General features: G+C 42.7%; 32 protein-coding genes, 1 tRNA gene and 1 other RNA gene. 24 read left to right on the top strand and 10 right to left on the bottom strand.

Translation table 11 applies throughout. The features are described 5' to 3' along the window. Positions 1 to 17 precede the first annotated feature (17 nt). The gene (gene rpoH, locus B3V56_RS05215) at positions 18 to 878 is read left to right on the top strand and encodes an RNA polymerase sigma factor RpoH (protein ID WP_286305279.1); all 861 of its coding nucleotides are present in this window, start codon (positions 18 to 20) and stop codon (positions 876 to 878) included. 48 nt (positions 879 to 926) lie between these two features. Here the strand turns inward: rpoH and fdxA are convergent, their stop codons facing one another. Then, positions 927 to 1,250, bottom strand: a complete 324-nt coding sequence (fdxA, locus tag B3V56_RS05210) for a ferredoxin FdxA (protein WP_007145800.1) — start codon at positions 1,248 to 1,250, stop codon at positions 927 to 929. A gap of 165 nt (positions 1,251 to 1,415) precedes the next feature. On the opposite strand from fdxA, the gene B3V56_RS05205 reads away from it, so the two are divergent. From B3V56_RS05205 to B3V56_RS05165, 9 genes are all read left to right on the top strand, one after another. Then, positions 1,416 to 1,709 (top strand): LapA family protein, encoded by a 294-nt coding sequence (locus B3V56_RS05205; RefSeq protein WP_289243902.1) that lies wholly within the window; start codon positions 1,416 to 1,418, stop codon positions 1,707 to 1,709. 3 nt (positions 1,710 to 1,712) lie between these two features. Beyond that, positions 1,713 to 2,894 (top strand): lipopolysaccharide assembly protein LapB, encoded by a 1,182-nt coding sequence (lapB, locus tag B3V56_RS05200; RefSeq protein WP_289243903.1) that lies wholly within the window; start codon positions 1,713 to 1,715, stop codon positions 2,892 to 2,894. Further along, positions 2,891 to 3,250: an arsenate reductase (glutaredoxin) gene (arsC, locus tag B3V56_RS05195; RefSeq protein WP_289243904.1), complete on the top strand. Its 360-nt coding sequence runs from the start codon at positions 2,891 to 2,893 to the stop codon at positions 3,248 to 3,250. Before lapB ends, arsC begins: the two co-directional genes overlap by 4 nt. Continuing rightward, positions 3,247 to 3,843, top strand: coding sequence for an NAD(P)H:quinone oxidoreductase (gene wrbA, locus B3V56_RS05190; RefSeq protein WP_289243905.1), 597 nt, complete (start codon positions 3,247 to 3,249; stop codon positions 3,841 to 3,843). Before arsC ends, wrbA begins: the two co-directional genes overlap by 4 nt. Continuing rightward, the gene (locus B3V56_RS05185) at positions 3,833 to 4,192 is read left to right on the top strand and encodes a DUF2069 domain-containing protein (protein WP_286305284.1); all 360 of its coding nucleotides are present in this window, start codon (positions 3,833 to 3,835) and stop codon (positions 4,190 to 4,192) included. The genes wrbA and B3V56_RS05185 overlap by 11 nt, the downstream gene beginning before the upstream one ends. A gap of 55 nt (positions 4,193 to 4,247) precedes the next feature. After that, positions 4,248 to 4,475, top strand: a complete 228-nt coding sequence (locus B3V56_RS05180) for a hypothetical protein (protein ID WP_286305285.1) — start codon at positions 4,248 to 4,250, stop codon at positions 4,473 to 4,475. Between the two features lie 92 nt (positions 4,476 to 4,567). Next, positions 4,568 to 5,371, top strand: coding sequence for a biotin--[acetyl-CoA-carboxylase] ligase (locus tag B3V56_RS05175; RefSeq protein ID WP_286305286.1), 804 nt, complete (start codon positions 4,568 to 4,570; stop codon positions 5,369 to 5,371). Continuing rightward, complete coding sequence (locus tag B3V56_RS05170; RefSeq protein WP_289283150.1) at positions 5,368 to 6,396, top strand: type III pantothenate kinase; 1,029 nt, start codon at positions 5,368 to 5,370, stop codon at positions 6,394 to 6,396. Before B3V56_RS05175 ends, B3V56_RS05170 begins: the two co-directional genes overlap by 4 nt. Positions 6,397 to 6,417: 21 nt before the next feature. Beyond that, a tRNA-Ser gene (locus B3V56_RS05165) sits at positions 6,418 to 6,508 on the top strand. Between the two features lie 17 nt (positions 6,509 to 6,525). Here B3V56_RS05165 and B3V56_RS05160 read toward each other — a convergent pair. Beyond that, positions 6,526 to 9,864, bottom strand: coding sequence for an EAL domain-containing protein (locus tag B3V56_RS05160; protein WP_289284026.1), 3,339 nt, complete (start codon positions 9,862 to 9,864; stop codon positions 6,526 to 6,528). Positions 9,865 to 10,136: 272 nt separating this feature from the next. On the opposite strand from B3V56_RS05160, the gene ffs reads away from it, so the two are divergent. The 8 genes from ffs to infA all read left to right on the top strand — a co-directional run bounded on the left by ffs (position 10,137) and on the right by infA (position 15,968). Next, positions 10,137 to 10,233, top strand: an RNA gene (gene ffs, locus B3V56_RS05155) — signal recognition particle sRNA small type. 43 nt (positions 10,234 to 10,276) lie between these two features. Beyond that, positions 10,277 to 12,115: a DNA polymerase III subunit gamma/tau gene (gene dnaX / locus B3V56_RS05150; RefSeq protein WP_289282426.1), complete on the top strand. Its 1,839-nt coding sequence runs from the start codon at positions 10,277 to 10,279 to the stop codon at positions 12,113 to 12,115. Positions 12,116 to 12,131: 16 nt separating this feature from the next. After that, positions 12,132 to 12,440 (top strand): YbaB/EbfC family nucleoid-associated protein, encoded by a 309-nt coding sequence (locus B3V56_RS05145; RefSeq protein ID WP_286305292.1) that lies wholly within the window; start codon positions 12,132 to 12,134, stop codon positions 12,438 to 12,440. A gap of 9 nt (positions 12,441 to 12,449) precedes the next feature. Further along, positions 12,450 to 13,049, top strand: coding sequence for a recombination mediator RecR (recR, locus tag B3V56_RS05140; RefSeq protein WP_286305293.1), 600 nt, complete (start codon positions 12,450 to 12,452; stop codon positions 13,047 to 13,049). A gap of 32 nt (positions 13,050 to 13,081) precedes the next feature. Beyond that, positions 13,082 to 14,269, top strand: a complete 1,188-nt coding sequence (locus B3V56_RS05135; protein ID WP_289282427.1) for an EAL and HDOD domain-containing protein — start codon at positions 13,082 to 13,084, stop codon at positions 14,267 to 14,269. Between the two features lie 3 nt (positions 14,270 to 14,272). Beyond that, positions 14,273 to 14,995: a leucyl/phenylalanyl-tRNA--protein transferase gene (gene aat, locus B3V56_RS05130; RefSeq protein WP_289284025.1), complete on the top strand. Its 723-nt coding sequence runs from the start codon at positions 14,273 to 14,275 to the stop codon at positions 14,993 to 14,995. Continuing rightward, a complete protein-coding gene (locus tag B3V56_RS05125; protein WP_289284024.1) occupies positions 14,992 to 15,693 on the top strand; it encodes an arginyltransferase in 702 nt (233 codons plus the stop codon). The genes aat and B3V56_RS05125 overlap by 4 nt, the downstream gene beginning before the upstream one ends. A gap of 56 nt (positions 15,694 to 15,749) precedes the next feature. After that, the gene (gene infA, locus B3V56_RS05120) at positions 15,750 to 15,968 is read left to right on the top strand and encodes a translation initiation factor IF-1 (protein ID WP_007145816.1); all 219 of its coding nucleotides are present in this window, start codon (positions 15,750 to 15,752) and stop codon (positions 15,966 to 15,968) included. A gap of 84 nt (positions 15,969 to 16,052) precedes the next feature. Here the strand turns inward: infA and B3V56_RS05115 are convergent, their stop codons facing one another. Further along, positions 16,053 to 16,556 carry a disulfide bond formation protein B gene (locus B3V56_RS05115; RefSeq protein ID WP_289243913.1) on the bottom strand — a complete coding sequence of 168 codons (504 nt, stop codon included), beginning with the start codon at positions 16,554 to 16,556 and terminating at the stop codon, positions 16,053 to 16,055. Positions 16,557 to 16,627: 71 nt separating this feature from the next. Between B3V56_RS05115 and B3V56_RS05110 the strand changes: the two genes are divergently transcribed. After that, the gene (locus B3V56_RS05110; protein WP_289282429.1) at positions 16,628 to 17,143 is read left to right on the top strand and encodes a zinc ribbon-containing protein; all 516 of its coding nucleotides are present in this window, start codon (positions 16,628 to 16,630) and stop codon (positions 17,141 to 17,143) included. Between the two features lie 5 nt (positions 17,144 to 17,148). Here the strand turns inward: B3V56_RS05110 and B3V56_RS05105 are convergent, their stop codons facing one another. Genes B3V56_RS05105 through B3V56_RS05090 form a run of 4 tightly spaced genes read right to left on the bottom strand, consistent with a single transcriptional unit; the run spans position 17,149 to position 20,282 of the window. After that, positions 17,149 to 18,315 carry a cupin domain-containing protein gene (locus B3V56_RS05105; RefSeq protein WP_289282430.1) on the bottom strand — a complete coding sequence of 389 codons (1,167 nt, stop codon included), beginning with the start codon at positions 18,313 to 18,315 and terminating at the stop codon, positions 17,149 to 17,151. After that, positions 18,312 to 18,914, bottom strand: coding sequence for a histidine phosphatase family protein (locus B3V56_RS05100; RefSeq protein WP_289282431.1), 603 nt, complete (start codon positions 18,912 to 18,914; stop codon positions 18,312 to 18,314). Before B3V56_RS05100 ends, B3V56_RS05105 begins: the two co-directional genes overlap by 4 nt. Position 18,915: 1 nt before the next feature. Then, positions 18,916 to 19,356, bottom strand: a complete 441-nt coding sequence (locus B3V56_RS05095; protein ID WP_289282432.1) for an NfeD family protein — start codon at positions 19,354 to 19,356, stop codon at positions 18,916 to 18,918. A 2-nt stretch (positions 19,357 to 19,358) separates the two neighbouring features. After that, positions 19,359 to 20,282 carry an SPFH domain-containing protein gene (locus B3V56_RS05090; RefSeq protein ID WP_286305301.1) on the bottom strand — a complete coding sequence of 308 codons (924 nt, stop codon included), beginning with the start codon at positions 20,280 to 20,282 and terminating at the stop codon, positions 19,359 to 19,361. A gap of 142 nt (positions 20,283 to 20,424) precedes the next feature. Between B3V56_RS05090 and B3V56_RS05085 the strand changes: the two genes are divergently transcribed. Beyond that, positions 20,425 to 21,060 (top strand): CsiV family protein, encoded by a 636-nt coding sequence (locus B3V56_RS05085; protein WP_286305302.1) that lies wholly within the window; start codon positions 20,425 to 20,427, stop codon positions 21,058 to 21,060. A gap of 3 nt (positions 21,061 to 21,063) precedes the next feature. Here the strand turns inward: B3V56_RS05085 and B3V56_RS05080 are convergent, their stop codons facing one another. Together B3V56_RS05080 and B3V56_RS05075 are read right to left on the bottom strand one after the other, a co-directional pair. Beyond that, positions 21,064 to 21,804: an S-methyl-5'-thioinosine phosphorylase gene (locus B3V56_RS05080; protein ID WP_289284023.1), complete on the bottom strand. Its 741-nt coding sequence runs from the start codon at positions 21,802 to 21,804 to the stop codon at positions 21,064 to 21,066. After that, the gene (locus B3V56_RS05075) at positions 21,805 to 22,344 is read right to left on the bottom strand and encodes a hypoxanthine-guanine phosphoribosyltransferase (protein ID WP_286305303.1); all 540 of its coding nucleotides are present in this window, start codon (positions 22,342 to 22,344) and stop codon (positions 21,805 to 21,807) included. Positions 22,345 to 22,403: 59 nt separating this feature from the next. Between B3V56_RS05075 and B3V56_RS05070 the strand changes: the two genes are divergently transcribed. The 4 genes from B3V56_RS05070 to B3V56_RS05055 are packed head-to-tail and all read left to right on the top strand — an operon-like array spanning position 22,404 to position 25,619. After that, entirely contained in the window at positions 22,404 to 23,309 is a 906-nt protein-coding gene (locus B3V56_RS05070; RefSeq protein ID WP_289282434.1) for an ABC transporter substrate-binding protein, read from the top strand. Then, positions 23,302 to 24,075 (top strand): ABC transporter ATP-binding protein, encoded by a 774-nt coding sequence (locus B3V56_RS05065; RefSeq protein WP_289282435.1) that lies wholly within the window; start codon positions 23,302 to 23,304, stop codon positions 24,073 to 24,075. Before B3V56_RS05070 ends, B3V56_RS05065 begins: the two co-directional genes overlap by 8 nt. Then, positions 24,072 to 25,031 carry a FecCD family ABC transporter permease gene (locus B3V56_RS05060; RefSeq protein WP_289282436.1) on the top strand — a complete coding sequence of 320 codons (960 nt, stop codon included), beginning with the start codon at positions 24,072 to 24,074 and terminating at the stop codon, positions 25,029 to 25,031. Before B3V56_RS05065 ends, B3V56_RS05060 begins: the two co-directional genes overlap by 4 nt. A gap of 45 nt (positions 25,032 to 25,076) precedes the next feature. Further along, positions 25,077 to 25,619 carry a YcbK family protein gene (locus B3V56_RS05055; protein WP_289282437.1) on the top strand — a complete coding sequence of 181 codons (543 nt, stop codon included), beginning with the start codon at positions 25,077 to 25,079 and terminating at the stop codon, positions 25,617 to 25,619. Here B3V56_RS05055 and B3V56_RS05050 read toward each other — a convergent pair. Beyond that, positions 25,616 to 26,032 (bottom strand): hypothetical protein, encoded by a 417-nt coding sequence (locus B3V56_RS05050; RefSeq protein ID WP_289243924.1) that lies wholly within the window; start codon positions 26,030 to 26,032, stop codon positions 25,616 to 25,618. The genes B3V56_RS05055 and B3V56_RS05050 overlap by 4 nt on opposite strands. Positions 26,033 to 26,049: the final 17 nt, after the last annotated feature.

Raw genomic sequence — 26,049 nt, 5'->3', positions numbered from 1 at the left:
TCAGGAGACTGTAATAAATGACAACGAATGTAGCTCAATATGACATGGCTTTAGCTCCTATTGGTAATTTGGATGCTTACACCAGTCTTGTGCACACCATTCCTGTATTAACTGAGGAAGAAGAATACGACCTCGCCTATCGCCTGCAAAACGAAGGTGATCTCAAAGCAGCGCAAAGACTTGTTTTATCGCATCTACGTTTTGTTGTTCGTATTGCCAAAGGATATAGCGGTTATGGACTGCCCGTTGCTGACCTGATTCAAGAAGGTAACATTGGTTTGATGAAGGCAGTAAAACGGTTCAACCCTGAAAAAGGTGTGCGTTTAGTTTCTTTTGCTGTTCATTGGATTCGTGCCGAAATTCATGAATACGTGATTCGTAACTGGCGCATTGTGAAAATTGCTACGACAAAAGCACAACGTAAGTTGTTTTTCAATCTTCGCAGTGCAAAGCAACGTCTTGGTTGGTTAAACAAAGAAGAAGTTGAAGCTGTTGCTGAAGACTTAGGTGTCACAGCCGATAATGTGATGGAAATGGAGCGTAGACTGGCACAGCCTGATACCTCTTTTGACTTACCAAATGATACGGATGACGAAGAAAACCATTATTCGCCGATTGCTTATTTAGCCGCTAACGATGATTCGGATCCTTCTAATCAGTTGGAAGATGATAATTATGCTGATTATCAACAACAAAAATTATCCAATGCATTAGCGACCTTAGATGATCGTAGCAGAGATATTATTATGCAGCGCTGGTTAAGCGAAGATAACAAAGCAACGCTTCATACATTAGCTGATCAATATCAGGTATCTGCAGAACGTATAAGACAGATTGAAAACAACGCTATGAAGAAACTCAAACACTTAATGGTGTAAAAAAAGCCCGCTTTTGCGGGCTTTTTTTTTATCTTGGACTGAATGTACTTATCTTTCCAGTAAAGGCGTTTTGTTAGATTTACCATCCCACTCTTCTGCATCTGGAAGTGCATCTTTCTTTTCAGAAATTACAGGCCATACACGAGAGAGCTCCTCGTTGATTTGCAAAAATTCCATTTGCTCATCTGGCAAATCATCCTCTGAAAAAATAGCTTCTGCTGGACACTCTGGTTCACACAGCGTGCAATCGATACACTCATCAGGATCAATGACTAAAAAGTTAGGACCTTCGTGAAAACAATCTACTGGGCAGACATCAACACAATCAGTATATTTACATTTAATACAGTTTTCTGTGACAACAAAGGTCATGGTGAATTCTCCAAAATCACGAGTTGATACAGGACCGACCTGTCAAAAATAAAATGTAATTCTACATGATTTCGCCTAATTCTGGGCAAGGTTCAATTTTAGGGTATGATCCCGATTGAATAAAATTCATGAAAAAACATCAGTAATTTGAAGGAACACCGCAGAATGCGAAAAATAATATTACTTCTGATTTTTGGGCTGATTTTCTTAGCAAGCGCCGCTTTTGCCGCATTTAACATGAGCGATGTGACGGTAAATTATTACTTTGGTGAGTTAACCATGCCCCTATCTGTGATAGTAGCGCTATCTATGTTGTTGGGGGTAGCCATCGGTGCAGTGATTTTATTGTTCAGCACGATGAAATTGCGCTATGAAAATCATCGCTTACAATCAAAGTTGTCAGTTTCTGAGCAAGAAATTAACAGCTTAAGAATACTGCCGATTAAAGACGCCCATTAATTCATGTTTGGCTGGTTATTTTTCTTATTACCCGTAGCAGCTCTCTCCGGATGGATGATGGCCAGACGTCACTATAAACGTCGCTACCGCCAGCAAGACTCTTCTTTTAGCCCTGATTATTTTAAAGGCCTTAATTATTTACTGAATGAACAGCCTGATAAAGCCATTGATGTCTTTATTGGCTTGCTAGAAGTTAACAGTGAAACAGTCGAAACCCATTTGGCTCTGGCTAACTTATTCCGTAGACGTGGTGAAAGTGATCGTGCCATCAGAATCCATCAGAATTTAATTGCCAGGCCTTCACTCAGTGCCCAACAACGGCGCCAAGCTCTTGTCGAATTAGGCCTGGATTATATGAGTGCAGGCGTTTTAGACCGCGCTGAACTGCTATTTTTAGAATTATTACAACAACCAGGGACACCACCTGAAGCGCCCAAACAATTGCTACGGATCTATCAGCAAGAAAAGAAATGGCAGCAAGCCATTGATATGGCAAAACATATCGAAGGTAATGATAAGACCAATACCCGGGCGCTGATTGCACAGTTTTATTGTGAACTTGCCGAATCTGTCATCAATAAAGATCAGCATCAAACACTGAATTTATTACGAAGTGCTCACCATTACGATGCAAACTGTGTCAGAGCGAGCCTGCTAGAAGGTCGGATATACATCAAAAACGGGCAATACCGTAAAGCGATTCGTGCACTTCAACATGTTGAAAAACAAAATCACTATTTTTTACCAGAAGCGCTGCCTTTGCTTTATGACTGTTTTGAGAACACGAATAATCTGGATGACTTCAAAGACTGGTTAGAATCATTACTCAATAGATATCCTCACCTCACTTCTGCACGCTTAATGATAACGAGACTTATCGAACAAACACAGAGCACGGAAGCAGCCCAGGCGTTCTTGCATGCCCAACTGCACCAACACCCCTCTGTGGAAGGTTTACATCAGCTCATTACGCTGGGTGAAGAGAACCATCAAGCGCTAATCCCACTTATTAAAGAAGTCACAACTACCTTAATTCATAAAGGCGATCGTTATACATGCAAGAACTGTGGTTTTTCTGGTCGAACGATGCACTGGTTATGTCCGGGCTGTTCCAGTTGGTCAACGATGCGCCCTATTGAAATTCATTTATCTTCATTGGAAAAATTATTGGAACCATCACGATGACAGCGATTACTATTCTGCATAACCCACGTTGCAGTAAATCCAGACAAACACTGAACTTACTAGAAGAAAAAGGAATTCATCCAGATGTCATAAAATATCTGGACACACCACCCAGCTTTGAAGAATTAAAAGTTATCATTGAAAAACTGGGCATTAGTCCCAGAGATTTACTTCGCAAGGGTGAAGAGGAATACAAGGTGCTTGATTTGAAAAATCCATCTCTGACAGATGAAGACATCATACAAGCCATGGTCACTCACCCTAAACTGATTGAAAGACCGATTGTTATACAGGGTAGCCAAGCACGAATAGGTCGACCACCAGAATCTGTCTTAGAAATAATCTCATCACAATGATCAAAATACTGATTCTTTACTACAGTCGTAGTGGCCATGTTAAAGCGATGGCTGAACAAATTTCACGAGGCGTTGAATCCGTTTCGGGATGCGAAGCGCTCATCAGGACTGTCCCTCCTGTATCTACAGTCTGTGAAGCCACAGAAGATACTATTCCAGCAGAAGGCCATCTATATGTTAGCCATGCTGATCTGAAGAATTGTGCAGGACTGATAATGGGAAGCCCAACACGATTTGGTAATATGGCGGCACCGCTTAAATATTTTATTGATTCAACGAGCGATTCCTGGCTGTCAGGTGTTTTAGTAGGAAAACCGGCGGCTGTTTTCACATCAACCGGCAGCCTACATGGCGGGCAAGAATCCACTCTTCTATCGATGATGTTGCCACTGTTTCATCATGGCATGTTACTGATGGGGCTTCCATATAGTGAGCCTGAATTAATGATGACAGAAACGGGCGGAACACCATATGGTGCCAGTCACTTAGCCGGTGCGGACAATAAACGTACGCTTGATGATAACGAGGCGAAACTGTGTAAAGCCATGGGACATCGCATTGCCACTACAGCAAAGAAATTACATGAATCCTGAAAAACTTTTCCGAGCACTGACTTTAGTCAGTTTTTTTGGTCTGATGATCACGCTTTTGGCCTGGATACTCATCGCACCACATGCAGAGAATTATCCTGTCGCAGCCATGCTTATTCTTGGTTTAGTGCCACTATTATTTCCAATGCGCGGATTATTGTACGGACGTCCTTACACTCACGCATGGACAAGCTTTTTAATGCTATTTTATTTCAGTCATGCTGTAGGTGAGGTATATAGCGCCTCTTCGCTAACACTCTATCCTGTGCTGGCACTCATTTGCAGTAGTGTGTGCTTTTGCTCAACGATTCTTTATGTTAAATTCAACGCTAAGAATAAAAAAGCGATATAAGTCACAAACTTGTGACCATTAAAATGATATAAAGTCATCCATATAGGAGACATTTATGAGTAGCATTTCTGCTTTTCAATCAGGCATAGCAGGCATTCAAAGCGGTATGTATGGTGCAGCACAAAGTAGCGCCAAAATTGCGTCTGCCGATCCAGGTTCAAACGAACAATTAACCAAAGCGCTTGTCGAGCTAGATGCAAACGCAAGACAAGTTGAAGCATCTGCAAAAGTCGTCAAAGCCAGTAATGAGATGGTTGGAAGTATTCTTGATATAAAAGTCTAAAATACCATCTGCTGTATATATTGAGAGGAGACTCCCCCCAACTTCTCTCATCCTGCTAAACTGTCCGCTCGTTTTACAACTCCGACACACCTTTGAATAATCCATCCTACTCACCGTTATCGCAGGCCGCTATTCTCAGCGCCATGGAACCACAGACAAGCAACAAGCTCAGCGAGATGTTGATCTTGCCAGAAGTCACGTCCACAAATGACATTCTCTGGCAAAGATTCAGCCAACATCATCTAGAGCCTGCGGCATGTATTGCTGAAACGCAAACCGCTGGCAGAGGTCGCCGAGGAGACGTATGGCAATCTCCTCCTGTGGGTAACCTCTACCTTTCTTTATTCTGGCCACACTGCGCAGAAGAAGCCAGACATGGACTGAGTATTGCTATTGGCATTAGTTTAATTAATACACTCAAGCAGTCTGGAATCAATCAGTTAGCATTGAAATGGCCTAATGACGTCTTATATAAAAGACAAAAGCTGGCCGGAATTCTTGTAGAATCGAGATTTAATACCAGACAATACACCGTTGTAGGAATTGGCCTTAATTTTAAGCTTCCAGAATCTACACAAACATTAATTCAACAACCATCTACCAGCCTCGAACAGCTTTGTGACCCCGTCCCCTGTCGTAGTTGGCTGGCAGGAAAAATACTGCAGAACATGATAGAAACAATAGAACTGTTTGAACATCGAGGTCTTACTGACTTCCTTCCACTCTGGCCTCAATATGATGCTCTGCATGAGCAAGCCATCACATTGATTGAAGGCGATCAAAAATCATCGGCACTTGCTTGTGGTATTAACGAACATGGTGAATTACGGTATTTACAAAACAATGAAATAAAACTGCTGTCTAATAGTCATATCAGCATTAGGTTTGCTTCATGAAATTACTGGTAGATATTGGTAACAGCCGAGTTAAATGGACCACTATGGACAATAATGGTCTTAATGAAAGTCAAAGTTTTGATCGAAACAAATCAGGAATCAAAGCTTCATTAAACAAAGTGTGGAAAACATTATCTGAAATCGAATCAGTATATGTTGCCAACGTAGCCGGCGAAAAAATAGCCGCTCAACTTACTGAGTGGACAGAAAAACAGTGGAACCTGACCCCCAAATTCATTCAAGCTGAGAAAAAACATTTCGGTGTCACCAATGCTTATGATGAACCAGCCAAACTTGGTATTGACCGTTGGTTATCTCTGATTTCAGCACGGCAACATGCTAGGCTTGCACAGTGCATTATTGATTGTGGTACGGCAATCACCGTTGATATCGTCACAAAGGCAGGTCAACATCAAGGGGGAATGATTATCCCCGGTATCAGTATTATGAAAAGTAGTCTGGTCAACAATACTGATGCATTAACTACCGATACAGATGATCAAGAATTCAAAACTCTCGCAACGAACACCTACAGTGCAATACAAACCGGTACGCTATATGCCGTCACCGCCACTATTGAGCGTATCATTAGTGATCTAAAAGAAAGCTTCAATAACCGAATTCGATTCATTATCACCGGTGGTGATGCCCAAGCTTTACTTCCACTTCTGTCTGATGACGTTCATTACTATCCAGATATTGTGCTTAAAGGTCTTGCGTTTTATGCGCGACAAGACAAAGCAAAACCAGCAGAAAAAAACAAATCTAAAGCACAGAAATCTCAAATATCATCGGATGTAGATGGTCAGGAAAAAACAGAAACAGCAGCAGATGTAACAGATAAGACTGCGCCAAATACTGTTGAAACATCAACGGAAAATGATAATCCGTCACCAGAAACCATAACAGAAGAAAAAAAGAAACCTGCACGTAAACCAGGTAAAACACGTGCCACCAAACCCAAGTCACCAGCAAAAACAAAAAAACAAGCGTCAGACCCATCATTGCCAGAAGAGGCAATCTGAGGTAATCTTTCGCTCCCTTAAGGAGAACTGGCCGAGTGGTTGAAGGCGCACGCCTGGAAAGTGTGTATAGGTTAATAGCCTATCGAGGGTTCGAATCCCTCGTTCTCCGCCATCACTCCGAGTTGTTGATCAACCGTTTTCAAAACTCCGAAGATAAAATTCAAACTCAGACTTTGGCAACGGTTTAGAATAGAAAAAGCCTTGAAGAGCATGGCAACCAATATTTTTTAAAATTTCTGCCTGAGTCGCTGTTTCCACCCCTTCTGCTATAACCATAATGTCTAAACGTTTTGCCATTTCGGTAATCGCTTCGACAATAGCCCTGTCATCCTCACTTTGATCAATGTCATGAATAAAAGAGCGATCAATTTTCAGATAATCAACATCCATTTCTTTCAAGTAAGATAAAGAAGAATAACCGGTGCCAAAATCATCCACCGCAATTTTTATATCGGCATCTCGTAAACGATACAGTAACATACGGCTTTCGGATTGTTTCTGCATTAACGTACTTTCCGTTATCTCTAACGTGATTAACTCACTGGGTATTGAAACCTCACGTAAATAAGCCAACCAATCTAAACGAGCACGCTGCCCACCAAAATTGTGTGCTGACCGATTAATAGAAATATGCGGAACGGCACGACCACTATTCGTCCACTGTTTCAAATCATCACAAACACGTTTAAACACATAATCATCGATTTTATCGATGAGGCCCATACGTTCTGCCTGAGGAAGAAAATCTGAGGGTGGAATCATTCCACGAACAGGATGATTCCATCTAACTAATGCTTCTGCGTATAAAGCATGATTCAGACTTAAAGAAATAATTGGCTGGTAATAAACGATTAATTCTTGTCTGCTCAAGGCAGACTCTAACTCGTTAATAATAAACGTTCTTGCTTGCCAACTTGCCGCTAATTCAGCGTTATAAAACTTGAAAGCACTGCCACCCATATCTTTTGCTGCATACATCGCTCTGTCAGCATTTTGAATTAACATACCCGGTTCCGCAGCATCATCAGGAAAAAAGGTTACTCCAATACTAGTTGAGAGCCGTAGCGTTTGTCCCTGAATTTCAACTGGTTTTTCTATTTCACTGATCAGACTTTTTGCAACATTAATTGCATGTGCTTTATTTTTAAACTCAGATAGGATGATAGTAAATTCATCGCCACCTAACCGCGCTACGGTATCCATATCTCGAATACAACTCGAAATTCTCAACGCCATTTGCCGAAGTAACTCATCCCCGAATTCGTGCCCTAAGGTATCATTCACATCTTTGAAACGATCTAAATCGAGAAACATCAGACAAATTTTCTCACCCAATCTCTCCGCTCGTTTAATCGCTTGTTGTAAGCGATCCGTAAACAGACGCCGATTCGGTAAATTGGTCAGGGCATCGAAGTTGGCATGTTGTTCAATGATGGCATGTGCTTCTTTCACTTCTGTCATATCAGTAAACACTGCTACCATATTCGTCACGCTCTGGGCCGAATCATAAATAGCAGATACAGATAAATATGTTGGCAATGATTCAGCACTTTTTGTACTGATAATGACCTCCCCTCGCCACATCCCTTTATCTCGCATGACATCCCATAATTCTTGCGTCAATCGTATTGATTGATGTGAAGCGAACTCGCTTATTAAAAAATCGGGATACTGATCGATGACTTCTTCATATGAATAGCCGGTCATATCTGTAAAGGCTTGGTTGACAGCAATGATGTATTTATTAGCATCAGTGATCATCATAGCTTCACTAGTCGAGTTAAAAGCGACGTCTGATAGTCGAAGCTTTTGTTCCGTCACTTTCATCTGTTTGAGTACATCGCGAATGCGTTGTTCTGAAGACTGAGCCCTTTTTGTTGCTTGTGTTAACTCTTGTGTTCGAATGGTGACTTCTTTTGAGATGCGATGAGTTCTCCCAGTTATACTCAAGAATAACAAGGTAAATAATGTCGTTATTAAAAACCCACAAACCAGTGCTAGTGACGCCAGGCTAGTTGAGTAAGTATTCATAAAATAAGTGGTCGGGTAAAACTGCAACTGCATGTGTCGGCCAGCTAATTCAAAATCAACATAATGTTTGATCCGGGACGTTCTCTCCTCACTTTGCTGATAAAAAAAGTCACCACTCTGTATATCAAGCCAATTTATCAAGAACTCCGGTTGTGATGACTGTTTCAAAATATCATCCACAAACTCCTTTACACGAATCACGACATTAACCAAGCCAATCACCTCGTTATTCTCTTTATTAATGCTGAATTTACCCGTTTGAGTTTGATATATGGGGCGATATATCACTAATGCATCGATAAGCTCCTTATCACGAATCATTTTCAGTGGACTTCTGGCAACGGCCTGACCACTTTCTATAGCCTTATCAATCACTTTTTTTGAAACAACGGATGAGTAAGGATTAAATCCACGCGCTATCAGGTTATCTGCTTCAGGCTCTAAGTAGGTGATGGGGAAATAAACAGGATATGCTTTTGACGGACCTAGCGTCTTGTGCGACACGATTTCTTTGATAAAAAAATCTTCGCCAAAATGTTTCTTCTGCTCTTCTTCGTACGCCTGTCGTTCTGAATGCAGTATTCGAGGCAACCACTCAATGACCTGAATATGCTGTTCATTATAGGTGGTCCAATTAACAAAACTCTTAAACTCATCTCGCGTCACTTTGTCCGAGGAGGCAAACAAGCGTGAGACGCCATCTTGAATCAACTCTTCTGTTTTGAGAGCAATTTTAAATACCTCGGCTGCTTCCTGCGTTCTGATTTTGAACTGATCAGCAAGACGTTTATCTTCAAACTGTCGGATATTCCAGACTGTAGCACTGATGATAATCAATGAGAGTAAAACAAGAATACCGATAAACCACCGTCTTGTTTTCCATACTGCCCGTGGTCGCCCAATAAAGCTCAAAACCAGAGACAACATGACATAAGTACCCATAATGTTTCCGATCCACCACATGAGCCAGACCGGCATAAAATTTAATGCTGATGGGTTAAAAACATGTATCACGCCAAGACCAAGTGTGGTGCTAACTAGACATATAATTGGTACCACTAGCAGAAAGAGAAAAATATCCCGATCACGACTTAGTGTAAGTGGAAATCCAATCATTTTTCTGAAAAGGTATTTTCCAACAATCACTTGTAAACAGCTGACTAAGGCAATAACAGCAGAAAAAATAACGTTGTGCGCGATAAGTTCGATTCTGGTCAATACGATTAAGCTGATTATCAATGCCCCGACAAAGATCCCTGGCAAGACGTACATGGCGGGATATGTCAGAAAAAAGGCCAATGCAATACCCGCAGGGAAAAATACCAATGCTGAAAAATGTTCAAATACAGCGAATTGAATGCTCAGCCAACCAGCTATCAGGTAAACCAGGGCAACGAATAAGTTAACAAAGATAGGAGTGAGAAATTTATTTTTCATTTATCCATCATGATCAGCTATAGCGAGAAAGGCCAACAGTGCGTCAACACTATCCTTAATACTACTTCTATCGGCCATCACAATCGTTTCATAAACTTAATTCAAGAGGAGGAAATAACACATCAGCGCATATCATGAATATTAGCGTTCTCCCTTCTACCATGATAAAGACCCTAACTGCTTGTTTGATGTGACGATGTCATGATTAAAAGCAAAATAGGATGGAAAAAACTACAATAAAGACATAGAATGTGTCGCTCTATGGTGGCCTGCATTGGTCTCCTCGCGACGATATGTTGGTGACCCCGTCAGGCCCGGAAGGGAGCAGCGGAGCCTTCGGACTCGGGCGCCGAGATTCGGCTGGTGTGGGTCGCCACCCTAAACATTAAGTTAACCGGGTGTCTAATAACCGATGAGTTATCTGGTTTTAGCCCGTAAGTGGCGACCTAAAACATTTGAACAAGTCGTTGGGCAACAACATGTCTTACGTGCTTTAATCAACGGTCTGGATCAAAATCGACTGCATCACGCCTTTCTGTTTTCTGGTACACGTGGTGTAGGTAAAACAACACTGGCGAGAATCTTCGCCAAATCCCTCAACTGTGAACAAGGCGTCAGCTCTACCCCATGTGGTGAATGCCAGAGCTGTGTCGAAGTAGATAGTGGTCGCTTTGTCGATTTAATTGAGGTCGATGCCGCGTCCAGGACAAAAGTAGATGACACGCGTGAACTCCTCGACAACGTGCAATATGCGCCAAGTCGTGGTCGTTATAAAGTTTACTTAATTGACGAAGTGCACATGTTATCGACCAGTAGTTTTAATGCGCTATTAAAAACACTGGAAGAACCTCCTCCTCACGTTAAATTCTTGTTCGCCACAACAGATCCTCAGAAATTACCTGTCACCATCTTGTCGCGTTGCCTACAATTTAACTTAAGACGTTTGGATATCACTCAGATTAGTGAACATCTGTCGTACATTTTAGGCCAAGAAAATCTCTCATTTGAACATCCCGCTTTAATAGAACTCGCTCGTGCAGCTGATGGCAGCATGCGTGATGCGCTGAGTTTATTAGATCAAGCGATTGCTTTTGGGAACGGAAATGTCACGACTGACGTGGTTTTCCAAATGCTTGGCAGCATCGACCAAGATCAGGTCTATCAATTACTGAGCGCACTTCAACAAGGAGATGCAAAAGCATTACTGCAACTGTCTGGTGATTTAGCAGCACTTGGCCGCGACTTTGAAGTTATTCTTAATGCGATTTTGGATGGTTTACAAAAGATAGCAAGCTATCAACATATTCAAGATTTAGCGTCGGAAGAAAATGATAGCTCCAGTCTAAAAAACTTGGCGAACACTTTTGATGCTGAAACCGTGCAATTACTCTATCAAATTGCTCTGCATGGTAAGCGAGATCTACCATGGGCCGCTGACCCGAAAAGCGGTTTTGATATGACGTTATTACGGATGCTAAGTTTTCAACCTCGGACTGGCGAACCCAACAATGGGAATCCCCCAGCAAAAAAGTCTGACACACTTAGTAAACCGGCCGTCACTGAACCGCCGGTAACAGTCAGCAATGCCAACAGCTCAGACAGCAAAGAACTAAACGCATCTGCCCCGGTATTGAGTCGACATGAACATCATTCAGAGCCGAGTGACTCAACAACCCATTCAGCCTTTTCTTCACAAAAGCCGAAAGCGCCACCAGAAAAGCCGCAGCACAAACCTGAGTTAAACCATGACCAGAATATTCAAAAGATCACTGATACTCAGGTAAACGAAAAACATACAAAAGAAGCTTTAGCTGACTCGCTTCCCAGCGTCGATGAAGAGACTTTAATCAGTGTTGATTTGTCCCCTGCAAACTGGACGCAAATCATTTCAGAACTCAAACTGTCTGCACTAACGCGACAATTAGCCGAAAATAGCGCCTTTATTCGATGTGAAGAACGCACGCTTCAACTATCGTTATCGCCTGAACTTGCTCATTTAGCGACCTCAAAATCAAAAGAACGCCTCGAACAAGCATTACAGCAGAAACTCGATCAGAATGTCAGTGTCATATTTAATCATGATCCCGATAGTTTGCATTCAGGGCCGACAGTAGCGGTTGAAAGAGCTGAACAACTCGCACAAAAACAGCAACAGGCTATTGAATCTATACAGACTGACCCCACTATCGAAGTAATAAAGAACACATTTAATGCTCGTGTAATTGAAAGTACAATAAAACCCTTAGATTAAGTAAAGAGGACATTCCATGAAAGGTGGTTTAGGCAATCTGATGAAACAGGCCCAGCAAATGCAGGCCAATATGGAAAAAGCACAAAAAGAACTGGCTTCTGTCGAAGTCACCGGACAAGCTGGTGGTGGAATGGTCAAAATTACCATGACAGGTAAACATGACATTAAGCGCGTTCAAATTGAAGATGCATTATTTGAAGATGATAAAGAAATGCTGGAAGATTTAATCGCTGCTGCTGTTAATGATGCAAACCGTCAAGTAGAACAAACCACTCAAGAACGTATGTCAGGCATGCTACCTCCTGGCATGAAAATGCCATTTTAGCCTTATAACATGGCAAAACTCGGTCCCAGTATTGATGAGTTGATAAGTGCGCTTCGCTGTTTACCAGGCGTAGGGCCAAAATCAGCACAACGTATGACATTCCATTTGCTTGAGCGTAATCGAGATGGTGGTCAACGTCTTGCTCAGGCGCTTACTCATGCATTAGAAAACGTAAAACATTGTAAACGTTGCAGAATTCTATCTGAAACAGAACTCTGTTCACGATGTGCTGATGAGCGTCGCCAACAAGACATTTTGTGTATTGTAGAAATGCCAAGCGACGTACTTGCTATTGAACAAGCAACCCAATACCAAGGACAATATTTTGTATTATCAGGCCATTTATCGCCGCTGGATGGTATCGGTCCTGACGCATTGGGCATTCCCAAATTGATTGAATGGTTAGATCAAAACACTATCGAAGAAGTTATTTTGGCTACCAACCCTACCGTGGAAGGTGAAGCAACGGCTCATTTTATCGGTGAACTGGCCAGAGCCCGCAATATCAAAGTCAGTCGACTTGCTCATGGTATTCCACTGGGAGGTGAGCTCGAATATGTTGACAGTGGCACCCTTTCTCACGCATTCTCAGGAAGAGAGTCGCTTTGAGGTGATGGCTAGCTTAAAGAGAGCATTTACTTATGGCGCAGGACGAAGTCGCTTTAGAACAATTAAAAACTTTTTCGGGTTTAATTCACCGTCACCCCTTATTTATCAATGATGAATTGGATGTCGCCGGGTATCATTTAAGCTTTTATGATCTTGAAGGACAAAAGTTAAAGGACGATAGTCCCGTTCCTGACTTTGTCCAGTCACTGCCCAACATTGTATTAGATATTAATCATAGCTCTAGTGCGCTGTTATCTATTCCAGAGTCATGGCACCATGCTCTTCTGGATCTACCTAAAATAAATGCCTCTCTAACGCTAGACATTAATACCCAACAGCCACCACCGGCTCATCATCGTGCCATAAATTATGCAAATCGATTGCATAACTCCATGAATGGGCATCAGTACAAGACTTTATTGATTGACCTCGCACAAGAAAATTTACAACAACTGACTGATCAAGAAATTCAAGCATGGCGTGCTCACTATGATGTTTTGTGTGCTATCAATGTTAACAACATCGAACAGTATCACTATTGCAAAGCGCATCACTTAGATTTGCTGGAAGGTGATTTTTATACCATGCCTGATCAAAGTACAGGTCACGAATTAACCCCATCAACGCAAACATTAATGTCATTATTGGTGCGTCTTCAAGACGCTGATGTAGAAGCCGAAGATTTAACTGAGATTATTAACCAAGACATCACGCTCAGTTATAAACTTTTGCGTTTAATCAACTCCGCCTTTTTTGGTTTGCCTAAAAAAGTGGAAAGCACCAAACAAGCGATAGTCATGCTTGGGCTCAATAAAATTAAAACATGGGCAAGTTTATTATGTTTATCAGGTATTGATGATAAGCCGAATGAATTACGTCATGTCGCCATGTTTCGCGGCAGAATGTGTGAGCTACTCGCCAAATACTATAAAGGACATTCAGATATGTTTTTCACCGTCGGTCTTCTGTCGGTTCTGGATGCCATGTTGGATAAACCACTTGTCGATATTGTTGACCCCTTACCATTGACCGCTGAACTTAAAACAGCCTTGATAGATAAACAAGGACCTGCAGGACGAGCTTTAGCAGATACATTGAGTTATGAACAAGCGGATTGGGAAACCATATCCACTTCACCTGTTCCAAGAGAAATATTAGTCAAAACTTACCTAGAATCTATTCATTGGGCAAAACAACTCACTATTCAATTACAAGATTAAGTTATGTCTATCACTTGGTTGGCTGCCGACTCACAAAGTCATTTCCCGCCTGTGGAAAAAGCGACAGATCATGGTTTATTAGCTGCGGGCGGTGATCTGTCTCCAGCAAGATTACTGGATGCCTATCAACGTGGCATTTTTCCCTGGTTTAATAAAAATGACCCGATTTTATGGTGGTGTCCTGATCCACGTATGGTTCTTTTCACAGATGATGTTCATATCAGTAAAAGCCTTAATAAGATATTACGGAAAGGACAGTTTACCGTCACAATGGATCGCGCATTCGAACAGGTCATGAAAGCGTGTTCGGCACCGAGACAGAATCAACCTACTGATCCAGATAACCGGACGTGGATACACAATAATATGATCGAAGCTTATACTGATTTACACCATCAGGGATATGCACATAGTATTGAATGTTGGAAAGATAATGAACTGGTTGGTGGTCTTTATGGTGTTTCTGTAGGCAAAGCATTTTTTGGTGAATCCATGTTTAGTTTTGTACCAGACAGTTCTAAAGTTGCGCTCATCGCCTTATGCCAACAATTACAACGCTGGGACATGCCGATGATAGATTGTCAGATATACTCCGATCACCTATCGCGTATGGGCGGAGAAGAAATCCCCAGAGCAGAATTTATCAAAAGACTGGATGAGTTATGTTCTGTCAAAGTCTCGCCCAGTCAATGGCAGTTAGATGCTGATTTACCCTACGCACTATGAGCCTGAATTTTTATCAAGACCAACCTCATGCCTGTTCATACCTTAGTGGCAGGCAGGCCAGAAACCTTTATCCCGACCCAAATAAACCGGCGAGTAAACACCTGTACAGTCATCTGATTCAACATGGATTCAGGAGAAGCGGTGATCACATATATCGGCCATTTTGCGCAGAGTGCTCATCCTGTGTACCAGTGCGAATTGATATTGCCCAGTTTAAACCTAACAGAAGTCAGAAGCGCTGTTTAAAACGTAATCAGGATGTGCAAACTAAAATTCATCCAGCTGAATTTAATCCGGTACACTTTGAATTATATGAGCGTTATCTTGCTGGTCGACATTTGGGGGGAGGCATGGATAACCCCACCCCATCAAGCTATACCAACTTTCTGACTAGCAGTTGGTGCGATAGTGCATTTCTTGAATTCTGGCTGGAAAACAAGCTGATTGGGGTAGCTGTGACAGATTTTGTCATCAACGGGGCCTCAGCTTTTTATACTTTCTTTGATCCTGACCTTGCTAAACGTAGTTTAGGGACATTTGCCATTCTTAAACAAATTGAATTAGCCAAAAACTATGATCTTTCATGGCTTTATCTGGGGTATTGGATCGCCGAGAGCCCTAAAATGTCATATAAGACTAATTTTTCAGGATTAGAGGGTTATTACACCGATTGGCAGAAGTTAGATAAAAAACTTTGAATAATCAGTCATTTTACGGCAAAATGGTTCTTTTTTATTCAAGAACATTAGAGTTTATGGCAAAAGAAGAACATATTGAGTTTGAAGGCACAGTAATCGATACCATGCCTAACACTACATTCCGTGTTGAACTGGAAAACGGCCATGTGGTTACAGCGCATATTTCAGGCAAAATGCGTAAAAACTATATTCGTATTCTTACAGGTGACAAAGTCACTGTACAGCTGACGCCATACGATTTAACTAAAGGTCGTATTGTCTACCGCGCACGCTAACCCTACCTCACCCGGCCACGTCAGTGGCAAAGCGTCAAAAATAAACTCTTATAACACCATAAATTTCATCTGAATTAATCTAATTCAGATGAAATCTGGCTGTTTATGCTGACCAAATAACTGCTTCAACCCTACTAAGCACATCAGAATAAAGGCAACCAATGTCCAAGCAGGAATGCTGAGATTGAGGAAGGTCCAAAGGACGTCTGCGCATTCACCTGAGCCCTTCAATACCATATCAACGGCTTGACTCAATGGGAAATTTTCTAAGATAAAGTTCAACCCTGGACCACAACTAGGTATCTGATCTTCCGGTAGATTTTGAATCCATACATGTCGAGCGGATATAGCGGCACCCAGTCCCGCTGCCAAGAAAACCAAGAACCCATAAATTCGTCGTCCTGTTGTCACGGGATTGTGAATAGCACCTATCAAAAAGAACACACCAGCAATAAGTACCATCACACGTTGCAGGATACACAAGGGACAAGGTTCCAGATGTTCAATAAACTGAAAGTAACCAGCGATAAGCAACATACTCAAACAGGCAAGAAAGCCAAAGAGAAAGACGCCACGAAATGAGTTCAAAACAGACTCCTTAAGTCGATTAATCTGTGCTAAGTTAACCTAAAAGACGCAAGGATAAAAGGAGTAAGGCAATGAATGAAGATAATTTAGAAAAAAAACTCACCGATGCCTACGATAAAATGATGGAACGTCTGAATAACTTCTTGGATGAAGCTGAGCAACAGGCTGTGCCAACCCTGCAGCGAAACCTTGATAAGGCCAAACAGCAAGCGATTGAATTACGTGAACTTACCCAAGAAGAAGCTGAAATAATCGCCACTTATATACGACGCGATTTACATGATGCAGCTGATTATCTTGAATCAACAGGAAAAACATTCTCAACATGGCTGACCTTTGATTTACAGCTTGTTGAAGCACGATTACTGGATTTATTTGCTACTGTGGCAGACAAGACGCGACTGGAATTAGACCAGTTAGCCCAGCAGGCCACTAAGCTTCAGCAGTACCACACAGGGGAAGTAACAGGGATTGGTGCCCTTTACTGTGAATCATGCGGTTGTGAATTACATTTCAAAAAAACAAGTCGCATCCCCCCTTGCCCGAAATGTCATAAAACCACTTTTAACAGAAAAAAGCCGAGTTAAACGCCTTATTCCCAGTACCAACCACCGTGTTGAATTAACGCATTCAACACCTGCTCTGCGCCCTCATATTGCCGGAGTGATTCCCATTGCTGAAGGCTTATGGGTAACACTCCAGTCAGCATATTCATCATCGATTGATAGGATGCTGAAAGAGTCAATTTTTCCCCAGCAATAAACAGAAACAGATGGTTTTCGCTTTCTGTCCAAGCCATTCTAATATAGCGATTGCGCTGTAATATGCCACCAGATTCAAACTGAGTGGATAAAGACATTGGGTCGTTATCTTGGATATATTCATCAGCTAACCACTCCAGTGATGGTTTAGTCTGAGTAACTAAACGACCAACTGCTGACTGTAGAAGTGTATCAGACTGGTTGATAGTATCGATCAAGCTTTGTTTGAAGCGTGCCATCGCTCTTTTATCAATCTTTGTTTCACTTGTATTCACATTCAAATCAGGATCACTGTAGTGCAAGTCTCCCATCTCTGAATCAGCAAGCTCTTGCAGGTAAGCATCCAGCAGCTCTGTTTGCGTCGGCGCTCTGAAGCCAATTGAAAACGTCATACAGTCATTCTGCGCCACACCATGATGAGCAAAGTGTGGCGGTAAATACAGCATATCACCGGGCTCCAGATCCCAGCTTTCATCAGCTGTAAATTCCGACAGAATTTTCAGATCTAGCCCTTCAATTAAACGGGTTTCTAAAAGGGGTTCAGCCCCGACTTGCCAGCGTCGAGTCCCCTTTGCTTGCAGTAAAAACACATCGTAACCATCCGTATGGGGCCCGACACTCCCACCAATGGGGGCATAACTAATCATCAGATCATCACGTCGCCAGTCAGGGATAAAATCAAAACAACGTGTAATGTCTATTAATTCAGGTTCATGCTTATCCATATCCTGAACCAATAGCGTCCAATGTGATGCAGGTAATGCCTCAAAATCATCTTCTGAAAAAGGGCCATGACGACACAACCATGGACCAGTGCTGGCGTGTTCTTCAATAAGCCGTGACTCCACATCCCCCAGACAAGCAAAGCCTGTAAGCTCTTCAGGGGTAATAGGTGATTCAAAATCAGGAAAGGCTTGCCGAATCAGTAGTGGTTTTTTTTGCCAGTACTCATCTAAAAACGTTTGTTGAGATAATCCGGTATTAAAAAACTCACTCATAATTGTCCTGCATGAAATAACACTCTGGCAAAGTCACCGTTGCCATCACTATACACTTCTACTCGACTCAGACAGGCAAAAGGCACATCAATATGGAAAAGGGCTTGTAACGGCATCGATAAAATATGCGCCAATAATAATCTGATGACACCCGCATGTGTGACTAGAAGAATATGTCGTTGCTGATACTGCTTCAACATGGCTTGCCAGGCTAAAATACAACGTTGTTGGAAGGCAATTAACGTTTCAGCTTGAGGCGGTGTATTGAAGACAGGGTCATCATAAAAAGCAAAAAAATGATGAGGGTCGTTTTTCTCTATGGTCTCTGCTGTTTTTCCTTCCCACTGGCCAAATGACATTTCAATAAATCTTGGCTCATATGCCAGACTTAGACCAGTATCCCGACATAAATCTACCGCAAAACTGGCACAGCGAGACAGTGGTGAGGTAATAATCTGCTGCCAGGGTAACTCATCCGTCAGCACAGATTGCATCTGTTCACGTCCAATTTCAGTCAGCAAATAATCTTGCTGCCCTCGATAAACTCCCTCACCTTCCGTCTCACCATGCCGCAGTAAATCAATAGTCGTGACAGACATGTCAGTCGATAGGCTCCACAGTAAAGACGACGTTGTTTAAAGCAATAATCCTGACTTTTTTTCCGGCTGGACTATCATTTCCCTGAATTTTCCATGTCGAATCATCCAGCTTGATTTTGCCAACACCATCAACAATCGGTGTCTGTAAGGTGATAACTCGACCTATGTATTGCTCGCCTCTTTTATTCAAATTGGGTTGATCACTCAGCAAAGGGTGTTCGCGTAAATATTGTCGCCAGACCACAATACTGATGATGGATAACAAAGCAAAAATTAATAACTGATACTGCCAGGATAGCGCCGAAAAAAAGAATAAAAACAGTCCTGTAACGAAGGCCGCGATCCCCATCCATAGAGCAAAAAAAGTCGGCAACAGTATTTCAATGATAATCAGACCGACACCTAATACCCACCAATGCCAAAAATCAATGACAAAAGGCATGATTAGGCTCCTTTTTTATTGAACGCTTCTTTGGCAAGTTCTGCGATACCAGCAACTGAACCTATAACATTGCTGGCCTCAAGTGGCATCATGATGACTTTATGATTATCGGCTGACGCCATATCTTTCAGTGCTTCAACATATTTCTGTGCGACGAAGTAGTTCACAGCCTGTACGTCACCTTTCGCGATGGCTTCTGACACCATCATGGTCGCTTTGGCTTCTGCTTCAGCTAAACGTTCACGTGCCTCAGCATCACGCATGGCGGCTTCAAGACGACCTTCCGCTTCTAATACAGCAGCCTGCTTTTCACCTTCTGCTCGTAAAATTTCAGACTGACGATGGCCTTCCGCTTCCAGGATGGATGCCCGTTTTGTTCTATCCGCTTTTAACTGGCGACTCATCGCTTCTACTAAACCTTGATCCGGTTCCAGATCTTTAATTTCGATCCGGGTAACTTTCACGCCCCATGGTGTGGTTGCATCATCAACTACGTTCAGCAAGCGCGCATTAATATCATCACGTTTTGATAACAGCTCATCCAGATCCATAGACCCCATAACGGTACGGATATTGGTCATGGTGAGATTCAATATCGCATTATCCAGACCACTCACTTCATAAGCTGCTTTAGCTGCTTCAATGACCTGAAAGAACACCACGCCATCCACCCTGACAGTGGCGTTATCTTTAGTGATGATTTCCTGAGAAGGCACATCAAGAACCTGTTCCATCATATTTATTTTTGAGCCGATACGGTCAATAACAGGTACGATCAAATGTAATCCGGGTGATAAGGTTCGTGTATAACGCCCAAAACGTTCAACGGTATACTCACGTCCTTGCTGAACAGCTTTGACGCCCATCATGATGACAACCACCATAAGTACGACAATAATCAGTACAAAACTTGAAAACCCATCCATTATTTCACCCTCTTGTTTATCGACATTGATCAAACATACTGTTTAAATGATAGCAGTATTGCCACGACAGATTGTTTATCACTTGAATAATAGGTTTTATTCAGTGGACAATACATAGAAATACTTCCCGAATAGAGTCATTATGAAAATACAACGCCTGTTTATATCACTGTTTGCCTTATTCCTTCTTACAGGCCTAAGCACTAATGCAGCAGCTCAACAATGGTATAAAGCAGAACTCGTTGTTTTCGAAAGATATAGTGGTGCCAATGCCGAACACTGGCCAGAAATGCGCAGCATCAACAGTGGCAGCTTAAGCCCAGGTTCAAATAACAACCGAATAAAACCGGCCGGCACAGGCTTATTATCTGGCGTCGCATCCCGTCTGAACAATGCGTCTAATTATCGCGTGCTCTATCATCAGGCTTGGCAGCAGCCGATTTTGAGCAAAGGCAGCGCAAGAAGTGTTCAAATTAACTCGAGTAATGGTCTGGTAGAAGGCCAAATCAAACTTTACCGGGTTAACTATCTTCATGCTGATATTGATATCTGGTTTAAAGAAAACGGTAACGTACCTGTAAGTAACTCAGACTCGAATAGTGAGTCAGTTACCTATCCCAATAACCCTCGCCTTAGCCAAATTCGACGCATCCGTAGTAAAAGTCTCATTTACTTTGATCACCCACGTGTAGCAGCCATTTTAGAAATTGTCCCTGTAGCGACGCCTGCTTCAGCGGTTTCTAAAACGCCGGAAACATATTCGCTACCAGAAAATTAATCGCTATAGTCGCTCGATAACATGAGCGATAATCGATTTTACATCATCAATACCATTAGCCAGAGTTTGCTGAATTTCAGTCATCGTCAGCACGTTCTCAGTTTTACCAGCCGCCCAGTTTGCAACAATAGCGAGAGTTGCATAGCGTAGCTCGGCTTCTCTGGCCAGACAGGCTTCTGGCATCCCCGTCATCCCGACCAGGTCACAACCATCTCTTTCCAAACGACGAATTTCTGCCGCCGTTTCTAATCTTGGGCCCTGAACGGCGGCATAAGTCGCACCATCATTTACTGACAGACCGGCATCAGTCGCAGCGCTTAATAAGGTCTGGCGTAGTTCAGCATCATAGGGCCAGGTAAAATCAATATGATTATCAGCACGGAAGCGTTCACTAAAAAAGCTTTGTTCACGACTGTGGGTGTAATCAATAATCTGATCCGGCACCGATAGCACGCCTGGCGCATACTTATCAGTAATCCCCCCTACGGCAGCGACAGCCAAAATATCGGTGACACCGATGACTTTCAATGCATGAATATTAGCTCGATAATTAATGCGATGCGGTGGAATACTATGCCTATCGCCATGTCGCGGTAAAAAAGCGACTTTTTTACCATTTAAGGTGCCCATTTTTATCGCTGCTGAGGGTTCTCCATAGGGCGTTTCAACTTGTTTTTGTTCCGTTATTTCCAGCCCTGGGTATTGCGCCAGACCGCTTCCACCAATAATGCCTAATAAACGCATTTACGACTCCTTCAGAGCATATACAGCAGGTAGGTTACGCCAGAAACCACCCATATCCATACCAAAGCCAAAAACATAACGATTGGGTACGGTTAAGCCCATGTATTCGGGAACAGTGCCGACTTTATTAGTATGATCTTTATCAAACAGGCAGACACATTTAACGGAGGCTGCCCCCTCACTGAGGCAATATTCTCTTAATGCCGTCAGCGTGACGCCCTCATCAAAAATATCTTCAATCAACAACACATGGCGCCCCTGCAAAGCTGTGACCGGCTTCGCCTGCCAGCTAATCTCTCCGCCCACTGTTTTATCACCATATCGTGTGGCGTGAATATAATCCTGCTCTAATTTGAAGTTCAGCCGAGGTAATAAATGACCCGCTGTGATAACCGATCCATTCATCACACACAGCATCAGCGGCAGCTTACTGGCATAATCCCGATGTAATTGCTCTGCCAGATTATCCAGTGCGGTATTAATTTGATTCATATCAAAAAGCTTATCCGATTTGGATAGCAGTTCCTCATACTCTGTCATTGCTTACTCTCTATTGTGGTTCAGGCCGTATAATGATCCATTTGCGCTCAGGATTATTTATGCGCCGTTTATGGCCCTTACTCGTATTTATACTGATTTTTGGTATTGTCTGGCTATTGGCAGATAATGCAAAGAAGCCTGTAGCGACAACAAATAACTATGAGCGGATCATCACCTTATCGCCAAGCTTGACGGAAACCGTGTTTGCATTAGGATTAGGAAATCGCGTTGTCGCGGTCACTGATTATTGCGACTATCCTCCACAAGCTCAAGCATTACCCAGTGTCGGAAGTTATACCAATACCAGTATCGAAGCCATTACCCGTCAGCAACCCGACCTTGTCATTATGTTAAACGGTCAACAACAAACACAACAACATTTAGCAGACTTAGGTATACAAACCTTAGTACTGGATAACACGTCGATTGCTGATATTAAAGAGACCATTTCAACCATCGCTGATCTCACTGGCAAACAAAGTAAAGCCATTCAATTGCTCAATAACATCCAGGATCAAATTGATTCTGTACGCCATAAAGTCCATAACGTTGACCCTGTCAGAACTTTGGTGGGGATTGCTCACTATGTGAATAGCGATCAAATCGACACAGTTTATATTGCAGGACAACATGACTTTTATAATGAATTGCTGGAGCTTGCCGGCGGCGTCAATGTCTACACGGACACCGCCGTTAAAGTCCCTTCAGTATCAGCAGAAGGCATTATTCGCATGAACCCAGATGCCATTATTGACGTTTTTCCAGAACAAAAAGATCATCAATCTGATATGAAACAGGTCATCAAGCAGTGGCAAACCCTGCACAGTGTCAACGCAGTCAAACAGCAGCGGATTTATATCATCGAACATGATTATGCAAGTATCCCTGGCCCGCGTATCTTTAAGCTCTTACCTGAGATGGCGCGGTTGCTTCATCCTGACCTCGACTGGCAGCACAATGATTGAAGTCAATAAGCTCTCTGTACAGATTCAGGAGAAAACCCTGCTCAGCGGGATTGATTTTCATGTCCATACGGGAAGTTACTGGGTGGTCGTGGGCCCAAATGGATCTGGTAAAAGCACCTTACTGAAAACACTCATGGGTATTCTGCCCATTCACTCAGGCAACGTTTGCTTAAACCAGCGTGACATCAACGAATATGCACAGCGGCAGCGGGCACAATTGATAAGCTATGTACCGCAAAATAGTGGTCGGGCTTTACCTTTCAGCGTTGAAGAATTTTTGAAAATGTCACGCTATAGCTATCACTCTCCATTATCAGAATGGACCAGCCAGGATCAACAGGCGATCGAAGAAGCACTGACGATTACCGAAACCCAATCATTTCGTACACGTTTCATGAAAACACTCAGCGGTGGGGAATGCCAGCGAGTGATGATAGCTGCCGCTTTAAGTCAACAAACACCCTTAATCTTGCTGGATGAACCCACCAGCTATCTCGATCCTCACCATCAGGTAGAAATCCATCAGCTGATTAATCAACTCAACAAAAATCATCAAATGACCGTGATTGAAGTCAGCCATGATATTAACCACGCAGCTCACCCTGATAAACAGGTATTAGCTCTGCGTGAAGGTCAGGTGTTGTGGCAAGGTAACGGTCCGGACTTACTTGATAAGCAACGGCTCAAACAACTCTACCAACAGGACTTCACCTTTGTTGTGCATCCGACAAATCAGCGCTTAGTAGCTTTGGCAGACACTCCATGACGTCATCACATAAACTGATATTGATTACGTTGTTCAGCCTTGTCATCGCACTATCAGCTCCTTGGGTAGGACTCAACGATATTGCTGATGACATCCTTAAACAACAGATTCTATTGGATATCAGAGTGCCACGAGTACTCTTCGCCTTTGTCGCTGGTGCTGGCTTATCGCTCTGTGGCATGGTATTTCAGGCTATGTTTCATAATCCACTGGCTACGCCTTTCACATTAGGTGTCGCCAGTGGTGCTTCTTTCGGAGCCGCATGCACCGTTTTTTTAGGCATTAACGTTAGCTTATTCGGTTTTGACATCATTACGATAGGGGCTTTTATCGGTGCCTTAGTGGCGATTACTTTTGTCTTTTTCATCAGCCAGCTACAACGCGGATTTTCCAGTGAAACCTTGCTGCTTACGGGGGTCGCCACCAGCTTCTTTTTTTCCAGCCTGATTTTATTTATTCAGTATCTGAGTGATATGACAGACTCTTTTATGATCATGCGCTGGCTCATGGGAGGATTAACTTCAGCCAGCTATCAATCACTCTTGCAGCTCATTCCCGTTGTCACCGTCAGTACGGCTATCATTTTATGGCTGAGTCGTGAACTGAACCTGTTAATGGCAGGGGATGATATTGCTCTTAGTCGTGGGGTATCGGTTAGGCAGGTACGTTATCTGTTATTTTTCTCCACCTCTTTATGTGTGGGTGGCATTGTTGCCTTATCTGGCCCCATTGGCTTTATCGGCATGATGGTGCCACATATCTGCAGACTGATAATCGGGACCGATCATCGCTGGCTTACACCGGCAACCATCATGTTCGGTGGTGGCTTTTTAATTCTGTGCGATGGAATTGCCAGACTGCTGATTGCCCCTGCAGAAATTCCTGTGGGTATTATCACGACGTTACTTGGCGGCCCTTTTTTTCTGTGGTTGTTAATTAAACGTCGACAAGGTTAATTCAGGATCTGCTACTCTCTGCCAATATTTCAGAGGAAAACGCTGATGCAGACATCAAGACGACAGTTTCTACAATGGGGGCTGACTTCAACACTGCTATTGACTACACCTTTGGCACTAGCAGAAAACCTAAAACAGCCGCCTAGGCATATTGCTTTTGATAATCTGCATACCGGTGAAAAGATGAAAGTGACCTATTGGGAAGCTGGTTTTTATAAAACGGATGCATTGAAACAGATCAATCATATACTGCGCGATCACCGAACAGATGAACAAATGCCCATCGACCGACATCTGATTGATCTTCTTAATCTGTTACATACCGAGCTTGGCAGTAAAAGTCCTTTTCAAATCATATCCGGCTATCGTTCCAGTCAGACTAATTCCATGCTTAGAAAAACGTCTGATGGTGTGGCTAAAAAGAGTCTGCATATGGTGGGGAAAGCCATTGATGTGCGATTAGCTGATGTCGAATTGTCACGTCTTCGTGAAGCAGCACTGACATTAAACGCCGGTGGTGTGGGCTATTATCCTAAGTCGAATTTTGTCCATTTAGACACTGGTCGACCACGACAGTGGCAAGGTTAATCTAACTCGTTCAGTAATCGCTCTGCCAGTTCTCTGACACGTTGCATTTGCTTCTGGTAATTACGTGAGAAACGGTCATGCTCTTTTTTCATTTCTTCGTGTCTTAGCTGCATTTTTCGATGCATTTTTTGATGTTTTTCTAATTCGATATGGCTCGGACAGGTACTTAAACAATGTTCATCAAGGCCACATTCGTAACGAACAATTTCCGCATTATGCTCATCAATGCGTTTTTTGTGTTTCTCGATGCTCGATGAGTGTTCTGGTAAGGATTTTTCCAACAGATAGATGAGCGCCACCATACGCTGTGTTGAGTGCTGCCAGTGTTCAATTTCTTCCTGCCAGCGCTGATCATCTTCCTGCCACTTTTGGTTATAGTGTTTAAGCTGTTCTCTCTGTTCCATTGCGTTCATACCAACACCCTTGCATC

It is taken from the genome of Methylophaga sp. UBA2513, assembly GCF_002341285.1.
Lineage (GTDB): Bacteria > Pseudomonadota > Gammaproteobacteria > Nitrosococcales > Methylophagaceae > Methylophaga > Methylophaga marina.
This window is presented reverse-complemented; position numbering and strand designations above follow the sequence as displayed.

Coding starts and splice junctions, on each gene's coding strand:
- B3V56_RS05070 (WP_289282434.1), top strand. CDS start 22,404: ATGCGCCGTTTATGGCCCTTACTCGTATTTATACTGATTTTTGGTATT.
- arsC (WP_289243904.1), top strand. CDS start 2,891: ATGACAGCGATTACTATTCTGCATAACCCACGTTGCAGTAAATCCAGA.
- B3V56_RS05125 (WP_289284024.1), top strand. CDS start 14,992: ATGAGCCTGAATTTTTATCAAGACCAACCTCATGCCTGTTCATACCTT.
- B3V56_RS05145 (WP_286305292.1), top strand. CDS start 12,132: ATGAAAGGTGGTTTAGGCAATCTGATGAAACAGGCCCAGCAAATGCAG.
- rpoH (WP_286305279.1), top strand. CDS start 18: ATGACAACGAATGTAGCTCAATATGACATGGCTTTAGCTCCTATTGGT.
- aat (WP_289284025.1), top strand. CDS start 14,273: ATGTCTATCACTTGGTTGGCTGCCGACTCACAAAGTCATTTCCCGCCT.
- B3V56_RS05170 (WP_289283150.1), top strand. CDS start 5,368: ATGAAATTACTGGTAGATATTGGTAACAGCCGAGTTAAATGGACCACT.
- B3V56_RS05085 (WP_286305302.1), top strand. CDS start 20,425: ATGAAAATACAACGCCTGTTTATATCACTGTTTGCCTTATTCCTTCTT.
- infA (WP_007145816.1), top strand. CDS start 15,750: ATGGCAAAAGAAGAACATATTGAGTTTGAAGGCACAGTAATCGATACC.
- B3V56_RS05075 (WP_286305303.1), bottom strand. CDS start 22,344: ATGACAGAGTATGAGGAACTGCTATCCAAATCGGATAAGCTTTTTGAT.
- B3V56_RS05060 (WP_289282436.1), top strand. CDS start 24,072: ATGACGTCATCACATAAACTGATATTGATTACGTTGTTCAGCCTTGTC.
- B3V56_RS05180 (WP_286305285.1), top strand. CDS start 4,248: ATGAGTAGCATTTCTGCTTTTCAATCAGGCATAGCAGGCATTCAAAGC.
- B3V56_RS05185 (WP_286305284.1), top strand. CDS start 3,833: ATGAATCCTGAAAAACTTTTCCGAGCACTGACTTTAGTCAGTTTTTTT.
- B3V56_RS05090 (WP_286305301.1), bottom strand. CDS start 20,282: ATGGATGGGTTTTCAAGTTTTGTACTGATTATTGTCGTACTTATGGTG.
- fdxA (WP_007145800.1), bottom strand. CDS start 1,250: ATGACCTTTGTTGTCACAGAAAACTGTATTAAATGTAAATATACTGAT.
- B3V56_RS05050 (WP_289243924.1), bottom strand. CDS start 26,032: ATGAACGCAATGGAACAGAGAGAACAGCTTAAACACTATAACCAAAAG.
- B3V56_RS05135 (WP_289282427.1), top strand. CDS start 13,082: ATGGCGCAGGACGAAGTCGCTTTAGAACAATTAAAAACTTTTTCGGGT.
- B3V56_RS05100 (WP_289282431.1), bottom strand. CDS start 18,914: ATGTCTGTCACGACTATTGATTTACTGCGGCATGGTGAGACGGAAGGT.
- B3V56_RS05095 (WP_289282432.1), bottom strand. CDS start 19,356: ATGCCTTTTGTCATTGATTTTTGGCATTGGTGGGTATTAGGTGTCGGT.
- B3V56_RS05110 (WP_289282429.1), top strand. CDS start 16,628: ATGAATGAAGATAATTTAGAAAAAAAACTCACCGATGCCTACGATAAA.
- B3V56_RS05205 (WP_289243902.1), top strand. CDS start 1,416: ATGCGAAAAATAATATTACTTCTGATTTTTGGGCTGATTTTCTTAGCA.
- B3V56_RS05055 (WP_289282437.1), top strand. CDS start 25,077: ATGCAGACATCAAGACGACAGTTTCTACAATGGGGGCTGACTTCAACA.
- B3V56_RS05160 (WP_289284026.1), bottom strand. CDS start 9,864: ATGAAAAATAAATTTCTCACTCCTATCTTTGTTAACTTATTCGTTGCC.
- lapB (WP_289243903.1), top strand. CDS start 1,713: ATGTTTGGCTGGTTATTTTTCTTATTACCCGTAGCAGCTCTCTCCGGA.
- B3V56_RS05065 (WP_289282435.1), top strand. CDS start 23,302: ATGATTGAAGTCAATAAGCTCTCTGTACAGATTCAGGAGAAAACCCTG.
- B3V56_RS05080 (WP_289284023.1), bottom strand. CDS start 21,804: ATGCGTTTATTAGGCATTATTGGTGGAAGCGGTCTGGCGCAATACCCA.
- wrbA (WP_289243905.1), top strand. CDS start 3,247: ATGATCAAAATACTGATTCTTTACTACAGTCGTAGTGGCCATGTTAAA.
- dnaX (WP_289282426.1), top strand. CDS start 10,277: ATGAGTTATCTGGTTTTAGCCCGTAAGTGGCGACCTAAAACATTTGAA.
- recR (WP_286305293.1), top strand. CDS start 12,450: ATGGCAAAACTCGGTCCCAGTATTGATGAGTTGATAAGTGCGCTTCGC.
- B3V56_RS05105 (WP_289282430.1), bottom strand. CDS start 18,315: ATGAGTGAGTTTTTTAATACCGGATTATCTCAACAAACGTTTTTAGAT.